Origin of the sequence: Corynebacterium sp. HMSC074C01, from assembly GCF_001814605.1 — a bacterium.
Lineage (GTDB): Bacteria > Actinomycetota > Actinomycetes > Mycobacteriales > Mycobacteriaceae > Corynebacterium.
Genome location: NZ_KV817297.1, coordinates 162,852 through 177,245, shown reverse-complemented (window position 1 = coordinate 177,245; position 14,394 = coordinate 162,852). Strand labels below are relative to the sequence as shown.

The 14,394-nt window shown below is 61.3% G+C and carries 17 protein-coding genes; 7 read left to right on the top strand and 10 right to left on the bottom strand.

The features are described from left to right. Positions 1–10: 10 nt before the first annotated feature. Positions 11–1,414, bottom strand: a complete 1,404-nt coding sequence (amn, locus tag HMPREF2978_RS10205; RefSeq protein WP_070525017.1) for an AMP nucleosidase — start codon at positions 1,412–1,414, stop codon at positions 11–13. A 168-nt stretch (positions 1,415–1,582) separates the two neighbouring features. Here amn and HMPREF2978_RS10200 point away from each other — a divergent pair, with 168 nt between their 5' ends. Continuing rightward, entirely contained in the window at positions 1,583–2,332 is a 750-nt protein-coding gene (locus HMPREF2978_RS10200) for an esterase/lipase family protein (RefSeq protein ID WP_070525015.1), read from the top strand. Here HMPREF2978_RS10200 and HMPREF2978_RS10195 read toward each other — a convergent pair. The 3 genes from HMPREF2978_RS10195 to bioB are packed head-to-tail and all read right to left on the bottom strand — an operon-like array spanning position 2,329 to position 4,498. Next, entirely contained in the window at positions 2,329–3,252 is a 924-nt protein-coding gene (locus HMPREF2978_RS10195; RefSeq protein ID WP_070525013.1) for a Sir2 family NAD-dependent protein deacetylase, read from the bottom strand. The genes HMPREF2978_RS10200 and HMPREF2978_RS10195 overlap by 4 nt on opposite strands. Positions 3,253–3,263: 11 nt before the next feature. Beyond that, positions 3,264–3,518: a biotin synthase auxiliary protein BsaP gene (locus tag HMPREF2978_RS10190; protein ID WP_070525011.1), complete on the bottom strand. Its 255-nt coding sequence runs from the start codon at positions 3,516–3,518 to the stop codon at positions 3,264–3,266. Further along, positions 3,518–4,498 carry a biotin synthase BioB gene (gene bioB, locus HMPREF2978_RS10185; RefSeq protein ID WP_070745377.1) on the bottom strand — a complete coding sequence of 327 codons (981 nt, stop codon included), beginning with the start codon at positions 4,496–4,498 and terminating at the stop codon, positions 3,518–3,520. Before bioB ends, HMPREF2978_RS10190 begins: the two co-directional genes overlap by 1 nt. A 78-nt stretch (positions 4,499–4,576) precedes the next feature. Between bioB and HMPREF2978_RS10180 the strand changes: the two genes are divergently transcribed. Continuing rightward, a complete protein-coding gene (locus HMPREF2978_RS10180) occupies positions 4,577–5,893 on the top strand; it encodes a M20/M25/M40 family metallo-hydrolase (protein WP_070745374.1) in 1,317 nt (438 codons plus the stop codon). 41 nt (positions 5,894–5,934) lie between these two features. After that, positions 5,935–6,426, top strand: a complete 492-nt coding sequence (locus tag HMPREF2978_RS10175) for a hypothetical protein (RefSeq protein ID WP_246818766.1) — start codon at positions 5,935–5,937, stop codon at positions 6,424–6,426. Between the two features lie 4 nt (positions 6,427–6,430). On the opposite strand, the gene HMPREF2978_RS10170 is transcribed toward HMPREF2978_RS10175, so the two are convergent. Beyond that, complete coding sequence (locus HMPREF2978_RS10170; protein ID WP_070745460.1) at positions 6,431–6,727, bottom strand: CHY zinc finger protein; 297 nt, start codon at positions 6,725–6,727, stop codon at positions 6,431–6,433. After that, positions 6,727–7,554 carry an esterase/lipase family protein gene (locus tag HMPREF2978_RS10165; RefSeq protein WP_070745368.1) on the bottom strand — a complete coding sequence of 276 codons (828 nt, stop codon included), beginning with the start codon at positions 7,552–7,554 and terminating at the stop codon, positions 6,727–6,729. Before HMPREF2978_RS10165 ends, HMPREF2978_RS10170 begins: the two co-directional genes overlap by 1 nt. A gap of 182 nt (positions 7,555–7,736) precedes the next feature. Between HMPREF2978_RS10165 and HMPREF2978_RS10160 the strand changes: the two genes are divergently transcribed. Next, positions 7,737–8,183: a hypothetical protein gene (locus HMPREF2978_RS10160; RefSeq protein ID WP_246818765.1), complete on the top strand. Its 447-nt coding sequence runs from the start codon at positions 7,737–7,739 to the stop codon at positions 8,181–8,183. Between the two features lie 2 nt (positions 8,184–8,185). Here HMPREF2978_RS10160 and HMPREF2978_RS10155 read toward each other — a convergent pair whose 3' ends face one another. Both HMPREF2978_RS10155 and HMPREF2978_RS10150 read right to left on the bottom strand, forming a co-directional pair. Continuing rightward, a complete protein-coding gene (locus HMPREF2978_RS10155) occupies positions 8,186–8,599 on the bottom strand; it encodes a hypothetical protein (protein ID WP_070524999.1) in 414 nt (137 codons plus the stop codon). A gap of 48 nt (positions 8,600–8,647) precedes the next feature. Further along, positions 8,648–9,364 carry an ASCH domain-containing protein gene (locus HMPREF2978_RS10150; protein ID WP_070745366.1) on the bottom strand — a complete coding sequence of 239 codons (717 nt, stop codon included), beginning with the start codon at positions 9,362–9,364 and terminating at the stop codon, positions 8,648–8,650. A gap of 263 nt (positions 9,365–9,627) precedes the next feature. Here HMPREF2978_RS10150 and HMPREF2978_RS13485 point away from each other — a divergent pair, with 263 nt between their 5' ends. Continuing rightward, entirely contained in the window at positions 9,628–9,906 is a 279-nt protein-coding gene (locus HMPREF2978_RS13485) for a hypothetical protein (protein ID WP_246818764.1), read from the top strand. Between the two features lie 245 nt (positions 9,907–10,151). On the opposite strand, the gene HMPREF2978_RS10140 is transcribed toward HMPREF2978_RS13485, so the two are convergent. Both HMPREF2978_RS10140 and HMPREF2978_RS10135 read right to left on the bottom strand, forming a co-directional pair. Beyond that, entirely contained in the window at positions 10,152–11,633 is a 1,482-nt protein-coding gene (locus HMPREF2978_RS10140; RefSeq protein ID WP_070745364.1) for a multicopper oxidase family protein, read from the bottom strand. 71 nt (positions 11,634–11,704) lie between these two features. Continuing rightward, positions 11,705–12,280, bottom strand: a complete 576-nt coding sequence (locus tag HMPREF2978_RS10135; protein WP_070520399.1) for a CueP family metal-binding protein — start codon at positions 12,278–12,280, stop codon at positions 11,705–11,707. A 403-nt stretch (positions 12,281–12,683) separates the two neighbouring features. Here HMPREF2978_RS10135 and HMPREF2978_RS10130 point away from each other — a divergent pair, with 403 nt between their 5' ends. Beyond that, positions 12,684–13,406: a response regulator transcription factor gene (locus HMPREF2978_RS10130; RefSeq protein ID WP_143342287.1), complete on the top strand. Its 723-nt coding sequence runs from the start codon at positions 12,684–12,686 to the stop codon at positions 13,404–13,406. Beyond that, on the top strand, positions 13,403–14,394 hold a 992-nt coding region (locus tag HMPREF2978_RS10125), incomplete at its 3' end, for a sensor histidine kinase (protein ID WP_070745458.1). The genes HMPREF2978_RS10130 and HMPREF2978_RS10125, both read left to right, overlap by 4 nt.

Sequence of the window (14,394 nt, the reverse complement as noted above, 5' to 3'; positions counted from 1 at the left end):
ATCATCTCCCTCAGCGGAACGGAACCTCTGCCACCGTTCGCCGCAATTTGCGGGTGCGCAGACGCTCCGGATTCTCCGCCAAAGCTTCCACCGCGCGCACCGCGCACATGACGTGGGCCTCCTTCGAATTCGAATAAAAGGCCTGCGCTTGGGCGGGAAGTTTGGGTACGGCGTGCAGGGGCAAATCAGAAACCGACAATAGCGTGCCGTACGGGATGCGGTAGCGGTAGCCGTTGGCGGCGAGGGTGCAGGATTCCATGTCCACGGCCACTGCGGTGGAGTGGCGCAGCCATTCCCACAAGTCCCGTGAGGTTCGCCACTCCCAGTTGCGGTCATCGGTGGAGAGCACCGTGCCGGTGCGCATGAGTGAATTGTCTTTCCCATAGACCTCGTCGACGGCGGCCTCCAGCATGCGCTGGATTTCTGGAATGGCGGGAATCGGGTTGCTGGTGGTGACGGTGCCGTCGAGGATGTGGTCCTCGCGCTGGTAGGCGTTGCCCAGGATGAGGTCGCCGATGCGCATGCGGCCATCGAGCCCCGCGCAGTGTCCGATCATGATCCAGGCCTCCGGGCGCAGGACCGCCAAGCAGTCCGTAATGGTCTTGGCGTTAGAGGGGCCTACACCGATATTGATCATGGTGATGCCATCGCCGCCGGCGGTGATGAGATCAAAGCGGGGCATCTGGTAGCGGGAGGTGAGGGTGAGCTCGTCGACGTCGAGAAGCACCGCGTCATTGGAGTGGATGGTCTCCCCCGTGGGCAGCACGAGCGCGGTGTAGCGCGAGTCTTCCCGGGCCAGCTCGCGCAGGCCGAACTTAACGAACTCGGTGGTGTGCATGGCGTAGTTGGTGAACAGGATGTACTTCTGCACGGTGTCCACCTCGATGCCGGTGTAGTGCTCGATGCGAGCGCAGGCGATGTCGAAGCGCTGCGGGCCAAAGTGAAAGAGCGGCTTTTCTTTCCCATGGAAGGCCTTCCACGCGCCGTCAACGATTCCGTCATGAACCGCATCGAGGGTGGGCCGGGGTATGTCGCCGCGGTCCTGGGGAATTTCTGTAATCCCCCGGATATATTCCGGCGGGATGCGCTCATCCGATTGACCGACGTAGATATCGCAGGGGTAGTTATTGGTGAGCCGCGTGAGCTGCTCCGTGAGGTAGCTACGAATCAGCCATGGTTTTGATATCACTGCCGAGTAGCGGCCCTCTTGGTCCACGTAGCCGAAAGGTTCGGAGCGGTCGATGGGCGTCCATTGGCGGATATCCACGGTGATCTTCGGGTAGACCACGTGGCGGTAGGCGTCGTGGTCCCCCGAGGCGAGAGCGTGACGTGCCAGCTCGCAGGAACTGTCATAGAGCTCACTGAGGCGGGAAATCGCTTCATTGACGGAGTGGACATGCTGCAGGTCGGTCATGCTCGCGAGTGTATCCATGAAAGAAGCCCGCCGCGGTGAGGCGGCGGGCTCTATCCCCATGACTAATCCGGTAACGCGTGCGGTGTGGAGCTCACCGCCCGGCCCGTATTAGGCAAGCCTTAGCTTAGTAAAAAAGTTGGAGGGGCGTCAAGGGTAAACTGCAATCCCATGACCACACTCCCCCTCGGTGCCCGCAGGCGGACGCGAGGCGTGTGCGAAGACGACTGGTCCGCGCGCCCCACCGCCGAACGACCCTGGCCGGTTATTTTGATCCACGGAACCTGCGACAGCAAAGGCGTCTGGCAAGTCCTCGCAGACATGCTCCGCGCCGCTGGCTGGGCCACCTTCGCGCCTGACTACGGGACCCGCGCCACCGCTCCCCTGCAGGAATCCGCCCGTCAGCTCGACGCCTACATCAATGCCGTACGCACCATCACCGGCGCGGAAAAGGTGATCCTCGTGGGGCATTCCCAGGGCGGATTGCTGGCTCGCTACTGGATGCGCATGCACGACGGCGCGGAGTTTGTACGGCACGTCGTCTGCATCAGTGCTCCCAACCACGGAACGACCCAGGGCGGAATTGCCAGCCCTCTCTTTCGCAGCGAAAGACAGGAGGAGGTGGCGCGCTCGCTTATCGACGGCTGGTTTGGCCCCGCCGGCATGCAGCAAGTGGCCGGCAGCAAGATTGTGGAGGATACGAACCGGGGCAGCGAGGTCGAACCCGGGGTGAGCTATACGTGCATCGCCACCCGCTCCGATGCCATCGTGGTTCCGCCCAACACCTGTTTCCTCAATGGCGAGCAGGTACGAAATATCTACATTCAGGACATCGAACGCCTTGCGATTATTCGCCACGAGGATATGCCCATGGATAAACGGGTCTGCCAGGTAGTGCTCGAAGAACTGGAGCGACTCTAGAGTTCTAGCTCGTCCAGAATCGCGTCGAAAGCCGGGCCCACCTGGGTGCGCCACAGCGTGTCCACACGGTCATCCGCGCGCCCCGGCCCACCATTGATGGTGGCCACGCGCTTGCCCTGTTTCTTGGCCTCCAGAACGAAGCGGAAGCCGCTCATGACCGCCAGCGAAGAACCAGCTACCAGCAGGGAGTCAGACACGTTGACCATCGCGTAGGCGGCGTCCTTCTTATGGGTGGGGACGGGCTCCCCAAAATAGACCACGTCTGGTTTGAGGCGCTGCGAGCCGCACCGCACGCAGCCGGGCATGACAAATTCTTCGACCGCTTCTTGGCTGAGGGCAACATCACCGTCGGGGTTAACGTCCTCTTTGTTGACTGCCCAGCGTTGGAGGTACGTCGGGTTGGCTGTGGCGGCTCGGGCGTCGTAATCCGCGCGTGTCTCTTCATATCCGCAGCTCAAGCACACCACGTGCTGCATGTCCCCGTGCAGGGCAATGAGGTTGCCCTGCCCGGCTTCCTCGTGCAGGCCGTCGACGTTTTGTGTGACAACACCTGTAAGGAGCCCGGCGCGCTCAAGCTCGACGAGGGCATAGTGCGTGCGGTTGGGGTGCGCGGCCTGCATGACCCGCCAGCCAACGAAAGCACGGGCCCAGTAGCGGTGCGAGGCCTGCGGGTCGTGCAGAAACTCCTGGTAGGTCATGGGGCGGTGCCGGCTGAGAGAACCGTGCGGGCCGCGGTAGTCGGGCACGCCTGATTCCGTGGACACACCCGCCCCGGTGAGGACCATGACGTTGCCGCGGCGCAGTTGCTCGGCGACGGCCTTCAACGCTTGTTGTGGAGGCGTCGGGGTCGCAATCTCGGTGACGACGCGGGAAATCGAGCGCAGCGCAGACCGATGGGCGTGGGCAACAGCGGGATCCATGGTGCCCCAGCTTACGGAAGTGCCTCCTCATAAAGGTGGTCCGAGTCAAGCTCGCCGTGCCGCGAACAGCGCGCGTTCCAACCATCCGGGCGCACCTGCACCACCATGCGGCGCCCGCACAACTGGCAATAGCGCGGGACGTCCAGGCCGGCCGCGGCCGCCGGGTGCAAGGTGAATTCCTCGCTCAGTGGTTTCCCAGTGTTGGGGTGGAACAGCGGCTCCTCGCCGGCGAGGACGGCAGCGGCCAGCTCCGTCGAATTGCTCATCAGAGCGCCTTGATGGGCAGGTCGATGCGGCCGAGCATGTCGACATCCTTCTCAATCTGCTTGCCCAGAGTGGTCAGGTAGTTGCCGGCGATGATGGCGTTGATGCCGCCGAGAAGGCCCTTTTCGGTACCGTCGTCACCCAGGGAGAGCTCGCGGCCGCCCGCAAAGCGGAGGGTTACAGACGGCATGGCCAGGCGGAAGGCAGCCACTGCGCGCAGTGCCTCACCGAGCGGGACCAGCGGGTAGTCCGCGAATGGTGTGCCCGGGCGCGGGTCAAGGAAGTTCATCGGCACCTCGCAGGGCTCGATCTGGGCCAGCTGGTAGGCGAACTCGGCGCGGTCTTCTAGTGATTCGCCCATTCCGATGATGCCGCCGGAGCAGACTTCCATGCCGACTGCACGGACGTTCTCGAGGGTCTCTTTGCGCTCCTCCCAGGTATGCGTGGTGACCACGTTGGGGAAAAAGGACTTGGAGGTCTCCAGGTTGTGGTTGTAGCGCTGGGCGCCCATGTCCTTGAGGCGCTGGGCTTGCTCGCGGGTGAGAGTACCGAGGGACAAGGAGATTTCGATATCGACTTCATCGAGGATGGCCGGGATGGCCTCGGCAACCTGGGACAGGAGGTTCTCATCTGGTGCTTTGACCGCAGCCACGATGCAGAACTCCGTGGCGCCGGTCTTGGCGGTCTTCTTGGCGGCCTCCACCAGCTCCGGGATGTTGAGGCGCGCGGCGCGTACTGGGGACTCGAAAAGCCCCGACTGCGAGCAGAAGTGGCAATCCTCCGGGCAGCCGCCGGTCTTAATGGAGATGATGCCTTCCACGGACACGTCCGGGCCGCACCACTTCAGGCGGGTCTTGTGGGCGATGTCCGCGATCTCTTCCAGCTGCTCATCCGGGATCTGGAGAACCTGCAAGAGTTCTTCTTCGTTGAGGCCGATGCCCTGCTCCAGGGCCTTCTCGCGTGCGATGTCTACGATGCTCATGCGGGAAACATTACTTGAACACCGTTCAAGTTGTGGTAAATCTGCCGGTTTCATGTAGTCCGGACTAACCTCTAGGCCATGGATTCCACGCTCTACGACGACACCCTTGCACTGCTTCAGGAGCTTATTCGCAATGCCTGCGTGAATGACCTCACTCCGGATTCCGGCCACGAGGTCCGCAATGCCGACACGTTGGAGCGGTTTTTCGCAGGCACCCCGGTGGAGGTTCAACGCTATGAATCGCACCCCGGCCGCGTGACCATCGTGGTGACCGTTCCGGGTGACCCGGACAAGGAGCCGCTCACGCTCATGGGCCACACGGACGTCGTGCCCGTCGACGAGCCCAAGTGGACCAAGCCACCCTTCGACGCCGTCATCGAGGATGGCAAGCTCTACGGCCGCGGCGCGGTGGACATGCTCTTTATTACGGCGACGATGGCGGCGGTGACTCGCGATGTGGCTCAGCGCGGCAACCCCGGCGGCACCCTGGCGTTTGTGGGTATGGCGGACGAGGAGGCCCGCGGCGGTTTGGGCTCCATCTGGATGGATAAGCACCACCCGGAGGCCTACTCGGTGCGCAACTGTCTCTCGGAGACCGGCGGCAGCCACCTGCCCGGCGCGCTCGGCTTCAACGTCGGTGAGAAGGGCGCGGGCCAGCGCCGCCTGCACGTGCACGGCGATGCCGGCCATGGCTCGACGCCGTTTGGGAAGGACTTTGCCATCGTCAAGATTGGTGAAGTTGCTCGCCGCATCGCCGTCGCCGAGCCACCAGTGGCCACGGATGAGGTGTGGCAGGGATTCGTCAAGACCTTCCGCTTCGATCCCGCAACGGAGGCAGCGCTTCTCGACGGCTCCGCTGACGCCGCCGACTACGAAAAGTTCGGTAATTTATCTGCCTACGCCCACACCTTCTCGCACACGACGATTGCTCAAACGGTCCTGCGCGCAGGTGGTGCCATCAACGTGCTGCCCTCCCACGCCTACCTAGAGATGGACATCCGCCCCTTCCCCGGCCAGACCCAGGAGGAGCTTGATGATTTCCTACGTGAAGCGCTCGGCGATATGGCCGAGGAGGTAGAAATCGAGCACCTTATTACTGAGGACGCCACACAGTCCTCGACTGATACTGAGCTGTGGCGCTGCATTGAAGAGACCGCCCACGAATTCTTCCCGGATAAGGAAGTGCTGCCAGTGCTGGCGACGGGTGGTTCCGACCTGCGCGTGGCTCGTCGCCGCGGCGGCAACGCCTATGGCTTCGCGCTGCATGCGGAAGATCGGGATATGGCCAGCGCAAACTCGCAGCTCCACAGCCACGATGAGCACCTCTACCTGGAAGACTTGGATTTGACTGTGAAGGCGTATTTTTCGCTGGTAAATCGTTTCCTGGCGCGTTAGGACTTGCGCAAACGTGTAAAAGCTGTGGCACAATGTGGCGCATGAGAAATAAGCTTGTCCTCTGCTCCGTTGCTGCTGCCATCGGCCTGTCCGCCCCTACCGCATCCGCCGACATGGTGGATAACTACCTGGCCAAGGTCCCTGCCGGCCAGATTTCCTGTGAGCAGGCCACCAAGTACTACACCAACCCGTCTGACTACAACAGCAAGAAGTCCCAGGCGCTGGCTGCCGCTAACTTCCACCCGCGCGGTGGCGAGATCCGTGACGCCGTCGCCCGCGCCGACGAGGCCATCGCGCGCTGCGGCCTGAACGGTGGCGGTGGCAACGCTGCTAACAATGGTGGTGCCCCAGCTAATAACTCCGCCCCAGCTAACAACACTGCCCCGGCCAATAACGGCAATAACGCCCCAGCGAACAACACTTTTCCGACCTTCCCGGTGACCATCGGCAACTTCACCTTCAACGTCCCGGACATTCTGGCGTACCTCAAGACCCTCGTCGAGGGCACCCCGCTGGCCCAGCTTTTGCCGTAGAAGACTAGCGGAAATACGTCCCCGCGTGTAGCGCACAGCCTGGATTGAAGGCGTGCCCGCACGCGGGGCATTTATATGCCGAGTATTCGGCGTAGGTCATTGTTCGGCCGCAGGCCCCGCACATGACGCACAGCTCGTCCTTCGGCATGGGCCCGAAGTCATGGTCTGTCAGCTCCGCATGACACAGCGAACACGCGAACCATCCGCCGCAGGTGTGGCACTTGTTCGCAATGACGTCGACAAGCGTGTGCCAGTGACGGCACCGACCCTCCGCGTCGATGGCGCCGTGAATCTGTGTCATTAGCGCGTCAGCCCCCATATGATCTGCTCGTGCACGCGCGGATCATGGGGCAGCTGCCCGTGCTCGACGGGGGCAGATTCCACGTTGACCACGTCCGCGCCCGGAACAGCGCTGAGCTCAGAGGTCTGATTCGGTGTCACCGTATTGTCCGCCGGCGAGTAGATGGACGTGTAGGTGACACCAGGCGCGGTATCCGGAAGCTGGTTGAGATTCTCCATAAAATCCGAGCCCTCCAACTGCTCGATGCCAGCGCTGGTGCCGAGGAAATCAACCACATCGGGCGCGATTCTTGCGGCCGTCTTGAGGGGTGTTGCTCTGTCACCCCACGTCGTCCCGTGGAAGTTCGCACCAATAGTAACCACGCGATCTACTTCTTCCGCTGAACCGTAGAGCTGCGTGAAAGTCTTGGTGTGTAGGCCACCTTGGGAGAAACCAACGAGGTTTACTTTGTTTGCTCCGGTCACCTCACGGATGTGTTCGATATGCCCGGCGATCTCGCGCCCTGAAGAATCTAGATCCGCAATCCCCTTCATGTAGTCGTAGGCATTTTGGTACGCAATGTCCTCGGCGCCATAGTCGAAGGCCCACACGCACATCCCTTGGTCCTTTAGCTTCGGGATGAGATCGTTCCACTCGGCCGAGTTTGCCGAAGTACCGTGCAATAAAACAACGGGTTCGGTGACGGAACCCGTGGGCTTACAGTCAGGATCATTGATGCCGAGATCCTGCGCGGCGGAGGTCTCCATGGTCTGGGCATGAGCCAGGACAGGGGCGGCAGTGCCGAGGAGGATTGCAAGGAAAGCGCGCTGTAAAAAGCCGTTTTTCATGAGGCACTAGCCTATCCCCCGAGCCTGGCCAGCTACTGTGTGATTCCTGTGCGCAACTAGGGTGCCCGTCACTACCATAGAGGTAGATAAACAAAGGACCTGAAATGAAGCGACTTCTCCCTCTTGCCGCTGCACTTTTTATACTCAGCGGCTGTTCCTCACTCGACGTTGAATCCACTCCTATGAGTGAGACGCCACCAAGCACAAGCACCAGCGTTACTGAAGACGCCCCACGCCCCACCCTCCCCGCAGCGGAGGACAGCGCCGAGGACGTCGACGTGGATCAGCCGCAAGAAGAAGTCATCGGCTTCACCGAGGCCCCCGATGCTGCGCAACCTACTCCGATGGAGAAAACCATCGAATCCTGCGGTGACGTCTCGCTACACGAAACCGGAACGACATTCTTCAGCGATGGAACCTCTGGCTGGACACAGCAGTGCGCCGACGAAATGATGGCTGCGAATCCCCCAGTGCAAGAAGCCGCCGCTGTGTATGAAGCACCCGCCGTTGAAGAGAACTACGTTCACCCCGGCGCGTATTGCAACGGCGGAAGCGGGGTATCAAAGAGAGGTGTCCCGATGACGTGCGCCCCGGCATCGGACGGCAGGATGCGCTGGCAAAGCGCGTAACCTCATTCCGGCAGTTGAGGGCCTTTACCCTTCTTCCACAACGCAAAGGCGATGCCTCTGCGGATCAGTGCTGAAAGCCCTACGGGCAGGCAGCACAGGAAGGGCAAAGCGATGAGCATCTGTCCGATCCAGCCGAAAAGACCAAGCACCCCGATAACGACGAAAACGGCATCCAGGCGGAAATCTGTAATTTCCTTCCGCTGCATGGGCAGGGAAATAAGGTAGGCAATTCCCAGAAACACGAGTGCGGGAAGAACCACAAAGACCGCAAGGAAGCCACTTTCAGCATCAGTTCCTTGCGTATCGACGAAAAAGACGGCCACCAGCAGCCCAACAAACACGAACTCCACAAACGGTAACCGCAGCACTGGGAAATCTATAAGCCGCGGTGGCTGGGCGGAAGCGGGGCCGAACATACCGACAGTCTAGGTAAAACCATGTCCACGTGGGCTTCGCCAAAGCTTTTAGGCCTTGCGGAGCGTGAACTCAACAACGTCGACTTCGTCATCCCCAGCTAATCCGGGATAGTGGGTATCAAGCGCTTCGTGGAGCTCAGCAAGAGAACCAAAGCCATCCCTTCGGGCTTGTTCCTCCGTCAAGGACCTCCGCTGGGTAGAGACGACAGATGTGACCTCTGCGGGAATGGTGACAACCTCTCCAGATTCTTTCTCGAAGACAATCTGGGCGCTCCCTTCGTGGAAGGGGTCATCCACCCGAATTGTTTGTTGCTTTTCTCCGCTGCGAATTGATTCCTCGTAGCCTTCCCACATGTAGATGCGTTGCTCTTTGTCCATGTCACGCCAGTTATATGCGAGCGGTAAGAGCTCTTCCACGGTGAGTGCTTCAAGCCCATTGCTTCCGCGCACGATGCACCGGATAGACGGATCAGTATCAAAAAGCACCTGGCGGCACTTTCCACAGGGCGAAAGCACCTGACCAGTCGGACCGTGGACAGCGACCACCGCTCGGATCGGATCCTCGGGATGACTAGCAGCGTGGTTAGCTAAGGCAGAGATTTCACCACAGGGGCCACCGAGAAAATGGTATGCGTTCAAACCGAGCACGTGTTTGCCGGATTCAGTCAGGAGGGCTGCGGCTACGGTGTGATCTTCCTCGTCGTGGAAGCGCTGCGCATGGGTCGTGACTACGGTCAGTAATTCTCGGAGTTCATTAGTAATCATCCTTCAAAGGTAGCTGTTACTGCCACAACTCCTAAGCCCAAGGGATCACAAATCTGTCACTGTCATTCACGGTAAATAAGGGCGAAAAACTTCGAATTTCTGGCCGCTATAATTCCCCGAAGATATCAATAACCCCGGCGATTTACTCCTACTTTCGTAGTGCAGGGATCGTTCCGGGGTTTTCAAAGCGCACATTATCATATCCATATGGATATCCAAGCCCAGCCCAAGTACAGCTGTCCCAGTGGTTTTCATCTGCGCGAATGAGCAGGTACGCCGATCATCCATCACCAGAAACGCTCTACCTTTGGAATACTCACCTCACGAAAACCTATCTTGCTGACATCGAACACCTGGAAGTACTCCTCCGAAATAGCATTCACAATGCCCTAACCGGAAGGTACGGCGAGCGATGGTTTGACGACGATCGAATCCCTTTCAACGATGCAGCGAAGAAGAATATCCGCAAAGCAAAGAAACGGGCCGGGGAGAAGGATACACCACCAGGAAAAATCATCGCTGAACTCAGCTTCGACTTCTGACGCTTCCTCCTAAGTAGTCACTATCAGGCGAGTGTCTGGCCTCAGGTTAAAAAAGCGTTGAAGAGAACACCTGACAGTAGACAGCAGTTTGAAGATCTTGACTCCGTTGATAACGCCATCCAGATGGTGGCACGCTTTATTGATCCACATGCCGAAGCATGGATCAAGGACAATTCCCGAGTCCCCGATATACGGGCACAACGACCTTAGCTGTATACCGCAGGACAAAGCGGAAAAGAGCCGGGTTACTCGTAGCGAAGCGAGCTGAACATCCCGGTTTCCATGTGATAGGCGTTATGGCAGTGAAATGCCCACTCACCGGGGTTGTCAGCGATCAGGTCGGCGATCATGGTTTCACCGTGGCGGAGAAGGACGGTGTCCTTGCGTAGCCCGCCGCTGCCGGGCAGCGCCCACGTGTGGCCGTGGATGTGCATGGGATGGGGCATCATGGTCCTGTTGCGCATGACCATCCGCAGGCGCTGGCCCGCCTGCACGGTCGCGGAGGAGGATTGGCCGTCGGTGAGAATGCTCCATTCATACGGCATCATCTGCCCGCCCAGGTCGATGCTGACTTCTCGGTCTGGTATGTCCTCGCGCAGGAGTGCACGGTCTGCTGGCTTCAGGGAGGACAGAAGCAGTCCGGTGGACGACAACTCGGGGAAGTCGACATCGGGGTGAGGGGCCTGGCCGCCGGCGGTACGGATGACGGCGAAGGCGCGGTCGTCTTTACCCACCGCCAAAGCCGTGAGCGGGAAGATGCCGTCGCCGAGGATGACCTCGACGTCGACACGCTCGCCCATCGACAGGTAGATCGATTCGGTCTCCCGGGGCTGGACGGGGAAGCCGTCGGTGTGGGTGACGGTCATGCGGTGACCACCGAGGGCCACCTTGAATATGGTGTCACCGCCGGAGTTGATAAACCGCAGGCGGGCCTTGTCACCCGGGCGAGCCTCGAAGGTCCGGTGAGCACGGGGGATACGTCCGTTGATGAGGTAGTGCGGATACATCACATCGCCGGCATCCCCGCCCAGTACCCGGTCCGGGGTGCCGTGCATCATATGGCCGTGGCCTCCCATCCCCTTCTTCCCGTTATGGTCGCCCGAGCCCATTCCGGTGAGCTTGTCGAGCTCATCGTCGGGAGTGCCCTGAATGCCATCGACCCAGTCGTCGAGCACGATGGTCCACTCGACGTCCTGGTCCTCAGCGTCTTGCGGGTCACGGACGATCAGTGGGGCGTGGAGGCCGCGATCAAGCTGCAGGCCGGAGTGGGAATGGTAGAAGTAGGTGCCACCGTGGGGGACTTCAAAAACATAGGAGAAAGACTCGCCAGGTTCAATGGGGTCCTGGGTCATGCCGGGCACACCGTCGGCTGCGTTGTGGAGTGCGATGCCATGCCAGTGGATGGAGGTGCTCTCAGGCAGTTCATTGGTGATATCGACCTGGAGGACGTCGCCGGCGGTGGCCTCAATGGCCGTATCCCCGGTCTCAGAGACGTATCCCCACGTCTTGGCTTCGATGCCGCCGATATCCAGAGAGAGGGGCCGGGCGGTCAGTGTCCGGCGCACCGTCGGCTCACCGAGCGCAGTGGGGGTGGGAGTGGGGCGAAGAGAGGAACCTGGTGCCGAGGCAGCGGGTCCAGGGTCGCTGGTGCAGGCGGCCACGGCCCCGGTGCCGGCGAGGACGAGCCCGCCGAGCAGAAACTGTCGTCGGGGAAACGCGTTCATCATGATTTAACCTTCCTTGGTGCTAGATTTCAGTGACACGGGAGACAGGTGCAGGTGAGGACCCTGCTGAGCCATCACGTCAGGCGCAGGTCTGTGACGCAGGTGGCACCGTCGTCGGCGGTGGAAAACTCTGTGGTGCCGGTACGCCCCTGGTAGCTGACCTCAATCAGGCCGGTGGCATCATCGGGAAGCCAGAAGCCAATAAACCCGTTGTCGAAGGTGGTTGTCGCCTCGTCCACCAGCACCTCACCGGTCGCCTCATCGGTGATCGTGACCTGGATATCCTCATTGTCGAGTTCCCCCAGGCAGGTCGTCAGGCTGTGGTAGAAGCAGTCGTGGGTGGAGGTGAGATAGGGTGCGATCGAGACATACGTCTGATTGTCGGGAAGATCGACCACGACTTCCTGGTCATCGCTCGAGAGCAGCAGTTCATCGGCACGCACTGAGGCGATCAGATCCGTGGGACGCTCCGTGACCTTCTGCCGGTCGAGGTGATCAATGATCTCCACCGCGTCCATGCCGGCCAGGCCATGGGTAGTCAGGAATGTATCCTGGGACACCGTCCCGTCGGCGGTGGGTTCCGGGTCGGCGGCCGAACACCCCGTGAGGGCGAGGGCAAGGGCGGCGGCTGCGATCGCTGCTCGTTTCACGTCAATCTCCTTGGATCGTGGTAAGACCGTGAGAAGACACCGCCTCAAGGTCGATGCCATACCTTTATCTAGCACGGGTGCCTGACGGACTAGAAATCAAAACCCCTGCTCACAGCCTTATAACAGGGCGAAAAGGGGGCGAATTCGGTGGGCTGGGTCACCACCGGGACACCACCCCACAGCCGTGGGCGATGTCCTTCTACCCGCCCCGGGTATGCGGTGCAGGCAGTGAAATCCCTGGTGGCGCCTGCTGAACCGACCAGGGGAGGCGATGCCGCCGGCCCGGGGTGGGGCGCAGGGGTGACGGCGGTCGAAGGGTGATGTTTGAAGATTTGATGAAGATTTCCCCGCTGGGCACTGAGCGAGGGTGATATTCCCCCTGGCCGGAGCGATACTGGGGTCCATGGCTAACCGCACACCGACCACCGCCACGCCCCCGGGGCGGGTGCTGGTCGTCGATGATGAACAACCCCTGGCTCAGATGGTGGCCTCCTACCTCATCCGGGCCGGCTTCGATACCCGCCAGGCGCACACCGGCACTCAGGCCGTGGACGAGACCCGTCGCTTTTCCCCCGATGTTGTGGTGCTGGATCTGGGGCTGCCCGAACTCGACGGCCTGGAGGTGTGCCGACGGATCCGCACCTTCTCGGACTGCTACATCCTCATGCTCACCGCGCGTGGCAGCGAGGACGACAAGATCAGCGGTTTGACCCTGGGGGCGGATGACTACATCACCAAACCTTTTAGCATCCGGGAACTGGTGACCCGGGTGCATGCGGTGCTACGCCGCCCGCGCACCAGCACCACCCCACCGCAGGTGACCACCCCCTTGATCGTTGGTGACCTCATCCTTGACCCCATCGCCCATCAGGTGCGGGTAGGGGAGACGACCGTGGAGCTCACCCGGACGGAGTTCGAGCTGCTGGTTGCCCTGGCCCTGCGCCCCGGCCAGGTGCTGACCCGCCACGACCTGGTCACCGAGGTCTGGGACACCACCTGGGTCGGTGATGAACGCATCGTCGATGTCCACATCGGCAACTTGCGTCGCAAGCTCGGCACCGACACCCAGGGCCGGGGGTTTATCGACACCGTGCGTGGCGTGGGCTACCGGGTGGGGCAACCATGAATCACGGACCCGGCCTGACCTTCCGCTTCCTGGCCGCCCAGGTGTTGGTCGTGGTGATTAGCCTACTGGTGGCCGCGGCCGTGGCCACGATGGTGGGTCCGACCCTGTTCCATGATCATATGTTGATGACCGGCCAGGAGGACCCCTCGCTGGAGCTGTTCCATGCCGAGCAGGCCTACCGGGGCGCCAACCTGATCACCCTGGCCGTCGCCCTGCCCACCGCCTTGATCAGCGCCCTGCTGGCCAGCCTGTGGTTATCGCGTCGTCTGCGCACCCCCCTGCAGGATCTCACCCGCGCCGCTACCAGCCTGACGGCCGGCAACTCCCGTATCCGCGTGCCCGCCGGAAAAGCAGGCCCCGAGGTCACCACCCTGGCGCATGCCTTCAACACCATGGCCGACCGGCTGGAACACACCGAACAGGTCCGCCGCCAGATGCTCTCTGATCTGGCCCACGAAATGGGCACCCCCTTATCGGTGCTCACGGTCTACCTCGATGGTCTCCAGGACGGGGTCGTGGACTGGAATAATGCCACCCACACGATCATGGCTGACCAACTCACCCGCCTGACCCGGTTGATGGAAGACATCGACGATGTCTCCCGGGCCCAGGAACACCGGATCGATTTGGACCTGGCGGAGGAAGGGCTCGGGGATCTGCTCCATACCGCCGCTGCCGCCGCGGGGGAAGCTTATGCTGACAAAGGCGTCGATTTACAGGTCGAGACCATTACGGACACCGCCCGGGTGCTCGTGGACCGGCAACGTTTCGGCCAGGTGATGAGCAATCTCCTGTCGAACGCGCTACGGCACACCCCGGCCGGCGGGCAGGTCCGGATCAGCGTCCACCGACAGGGGGCGTCCACCGCGCTCATCCACGTCGCCGATGACGGCGAGGGCATCCCACCTGACCAGCTCGGACACATCTTCGAACGCTTCTACCGGGGGGATGCCGCCCGTAGCCGGGACAACGGCGGGGCCGGTATCGG

Excerpts from the sequence above, each read along its gene's own strand:
- amn (WP_070525017.1), bottom strand. The coding sequence starts at position 1,414 with ATGACCGACCTGCAGCATGTCCACTCCGTCAATGAAGCGATTTCCCGC.
- HMPREF2978_RS10200 (WP_070525015.1), top strand. The coding sequence starts at position 1,583 with ATGACCACACTCCCCCTCGGTGCCCGCAGGCGGACGCGAGGCGTGTGC.
- HMPREF2978_RS10195 (WP_070525013.1), bottom strand. The coding sequence starts at position 3,252 with ATGGATCCCGCTGTTGCCCACGCCCATCGGTCTGCGCTGCGCTCGATT.
- HMPREF2978_RS10190 (WP_070525011.1), bottom strand. The coding sequence starts at position 3,518 with ATGAGCAATTCGACGGAGCTGGCCGCTGCCGTCCTCGCCGGCGAGGAG.
- bioB (WP_070745377.1), bottom strand. The coding sequence starts at position 4,498 with ATGAGCATCGTAGACATCGCACGCGAGAAGGCCCTGGAGCAGGGCATC.
- HMPREF2978_RS10180 (WP_070745374.1), top strand. The coding sequence starts at position 4,577 with ATGGATTCCACGCTCTACGACGACACCCTTGCACTGCTTCAGGAGCTT.
- HMPREF2978_RS10175 (WP_246818766.1), top strand. The coding sequence starts at position 5,935 with ATGAGAAATAAGCTTGTCCTCTGCTCCGTTGCTGCTGCCATCGGCCTG.
- HMPREF2978_RS10170 (WP_070745460.1), bottom strand. The coding sequence starts at position 6,727 with ATGACACAGATTCACGGCGCCATCGACGCGGAGGGTCGGTGCCGTCAC.
- HMPREF2978_RS10165 (WP_070745368.1), bottom strand. The coding sequence starts at position 7,554 with ATGAAAAACGGCTTTTTACAGCGCGCTTTCCTTGCAATCCTCCTCGGC.
- HMPREF2978_RS10160 (WP_246818765.1), top strand. The coding sequence starts at position 7,737 with ATGAGTGAGACGCCACCAAGCACAAGCACCAGCGTTACTGAAGACGCC.
- HMPREF2978_RS10155 (WP_070524999.1), bottom strand. The coding sequence starts at position 8,599 with ATGTTCGGCCCCGCTTCCGCCCAGCCACCGCGGCTTATAGATTTCCCA.
- HMPREF2978_RS10150 (WP_070745366.1), bottom strand. The coding sequence starts at position 9,364 with ATGATTACTAATGAACTCCGAGAATTACTGACCGTAGTCACGACCCAT.
- HMPREF2978_RS13485 (WP_246818764.1), top strand. The coding sequence starts at position 9,628 with ATGAGCAGGTACGCCGATCATCCATCACCAGAAACGCTCTACCTTTGG.
- HMPREF2978_RS10140 (WP_070745364.1), bottom strand. The coding sequence starts at position 11,633 with ATGATGAACGCGTTTCCCCGACGACAGTTTCTGCTCGGCGGGCTCGTC.
- HMPREF2978_RS10130 (WP_143342287.1), top strand. The coding sequence starts at position 12,684 with ATGGCTAACCGCACACCGACCACCGCCACGCCCCCGGGGCGGGTGCTG.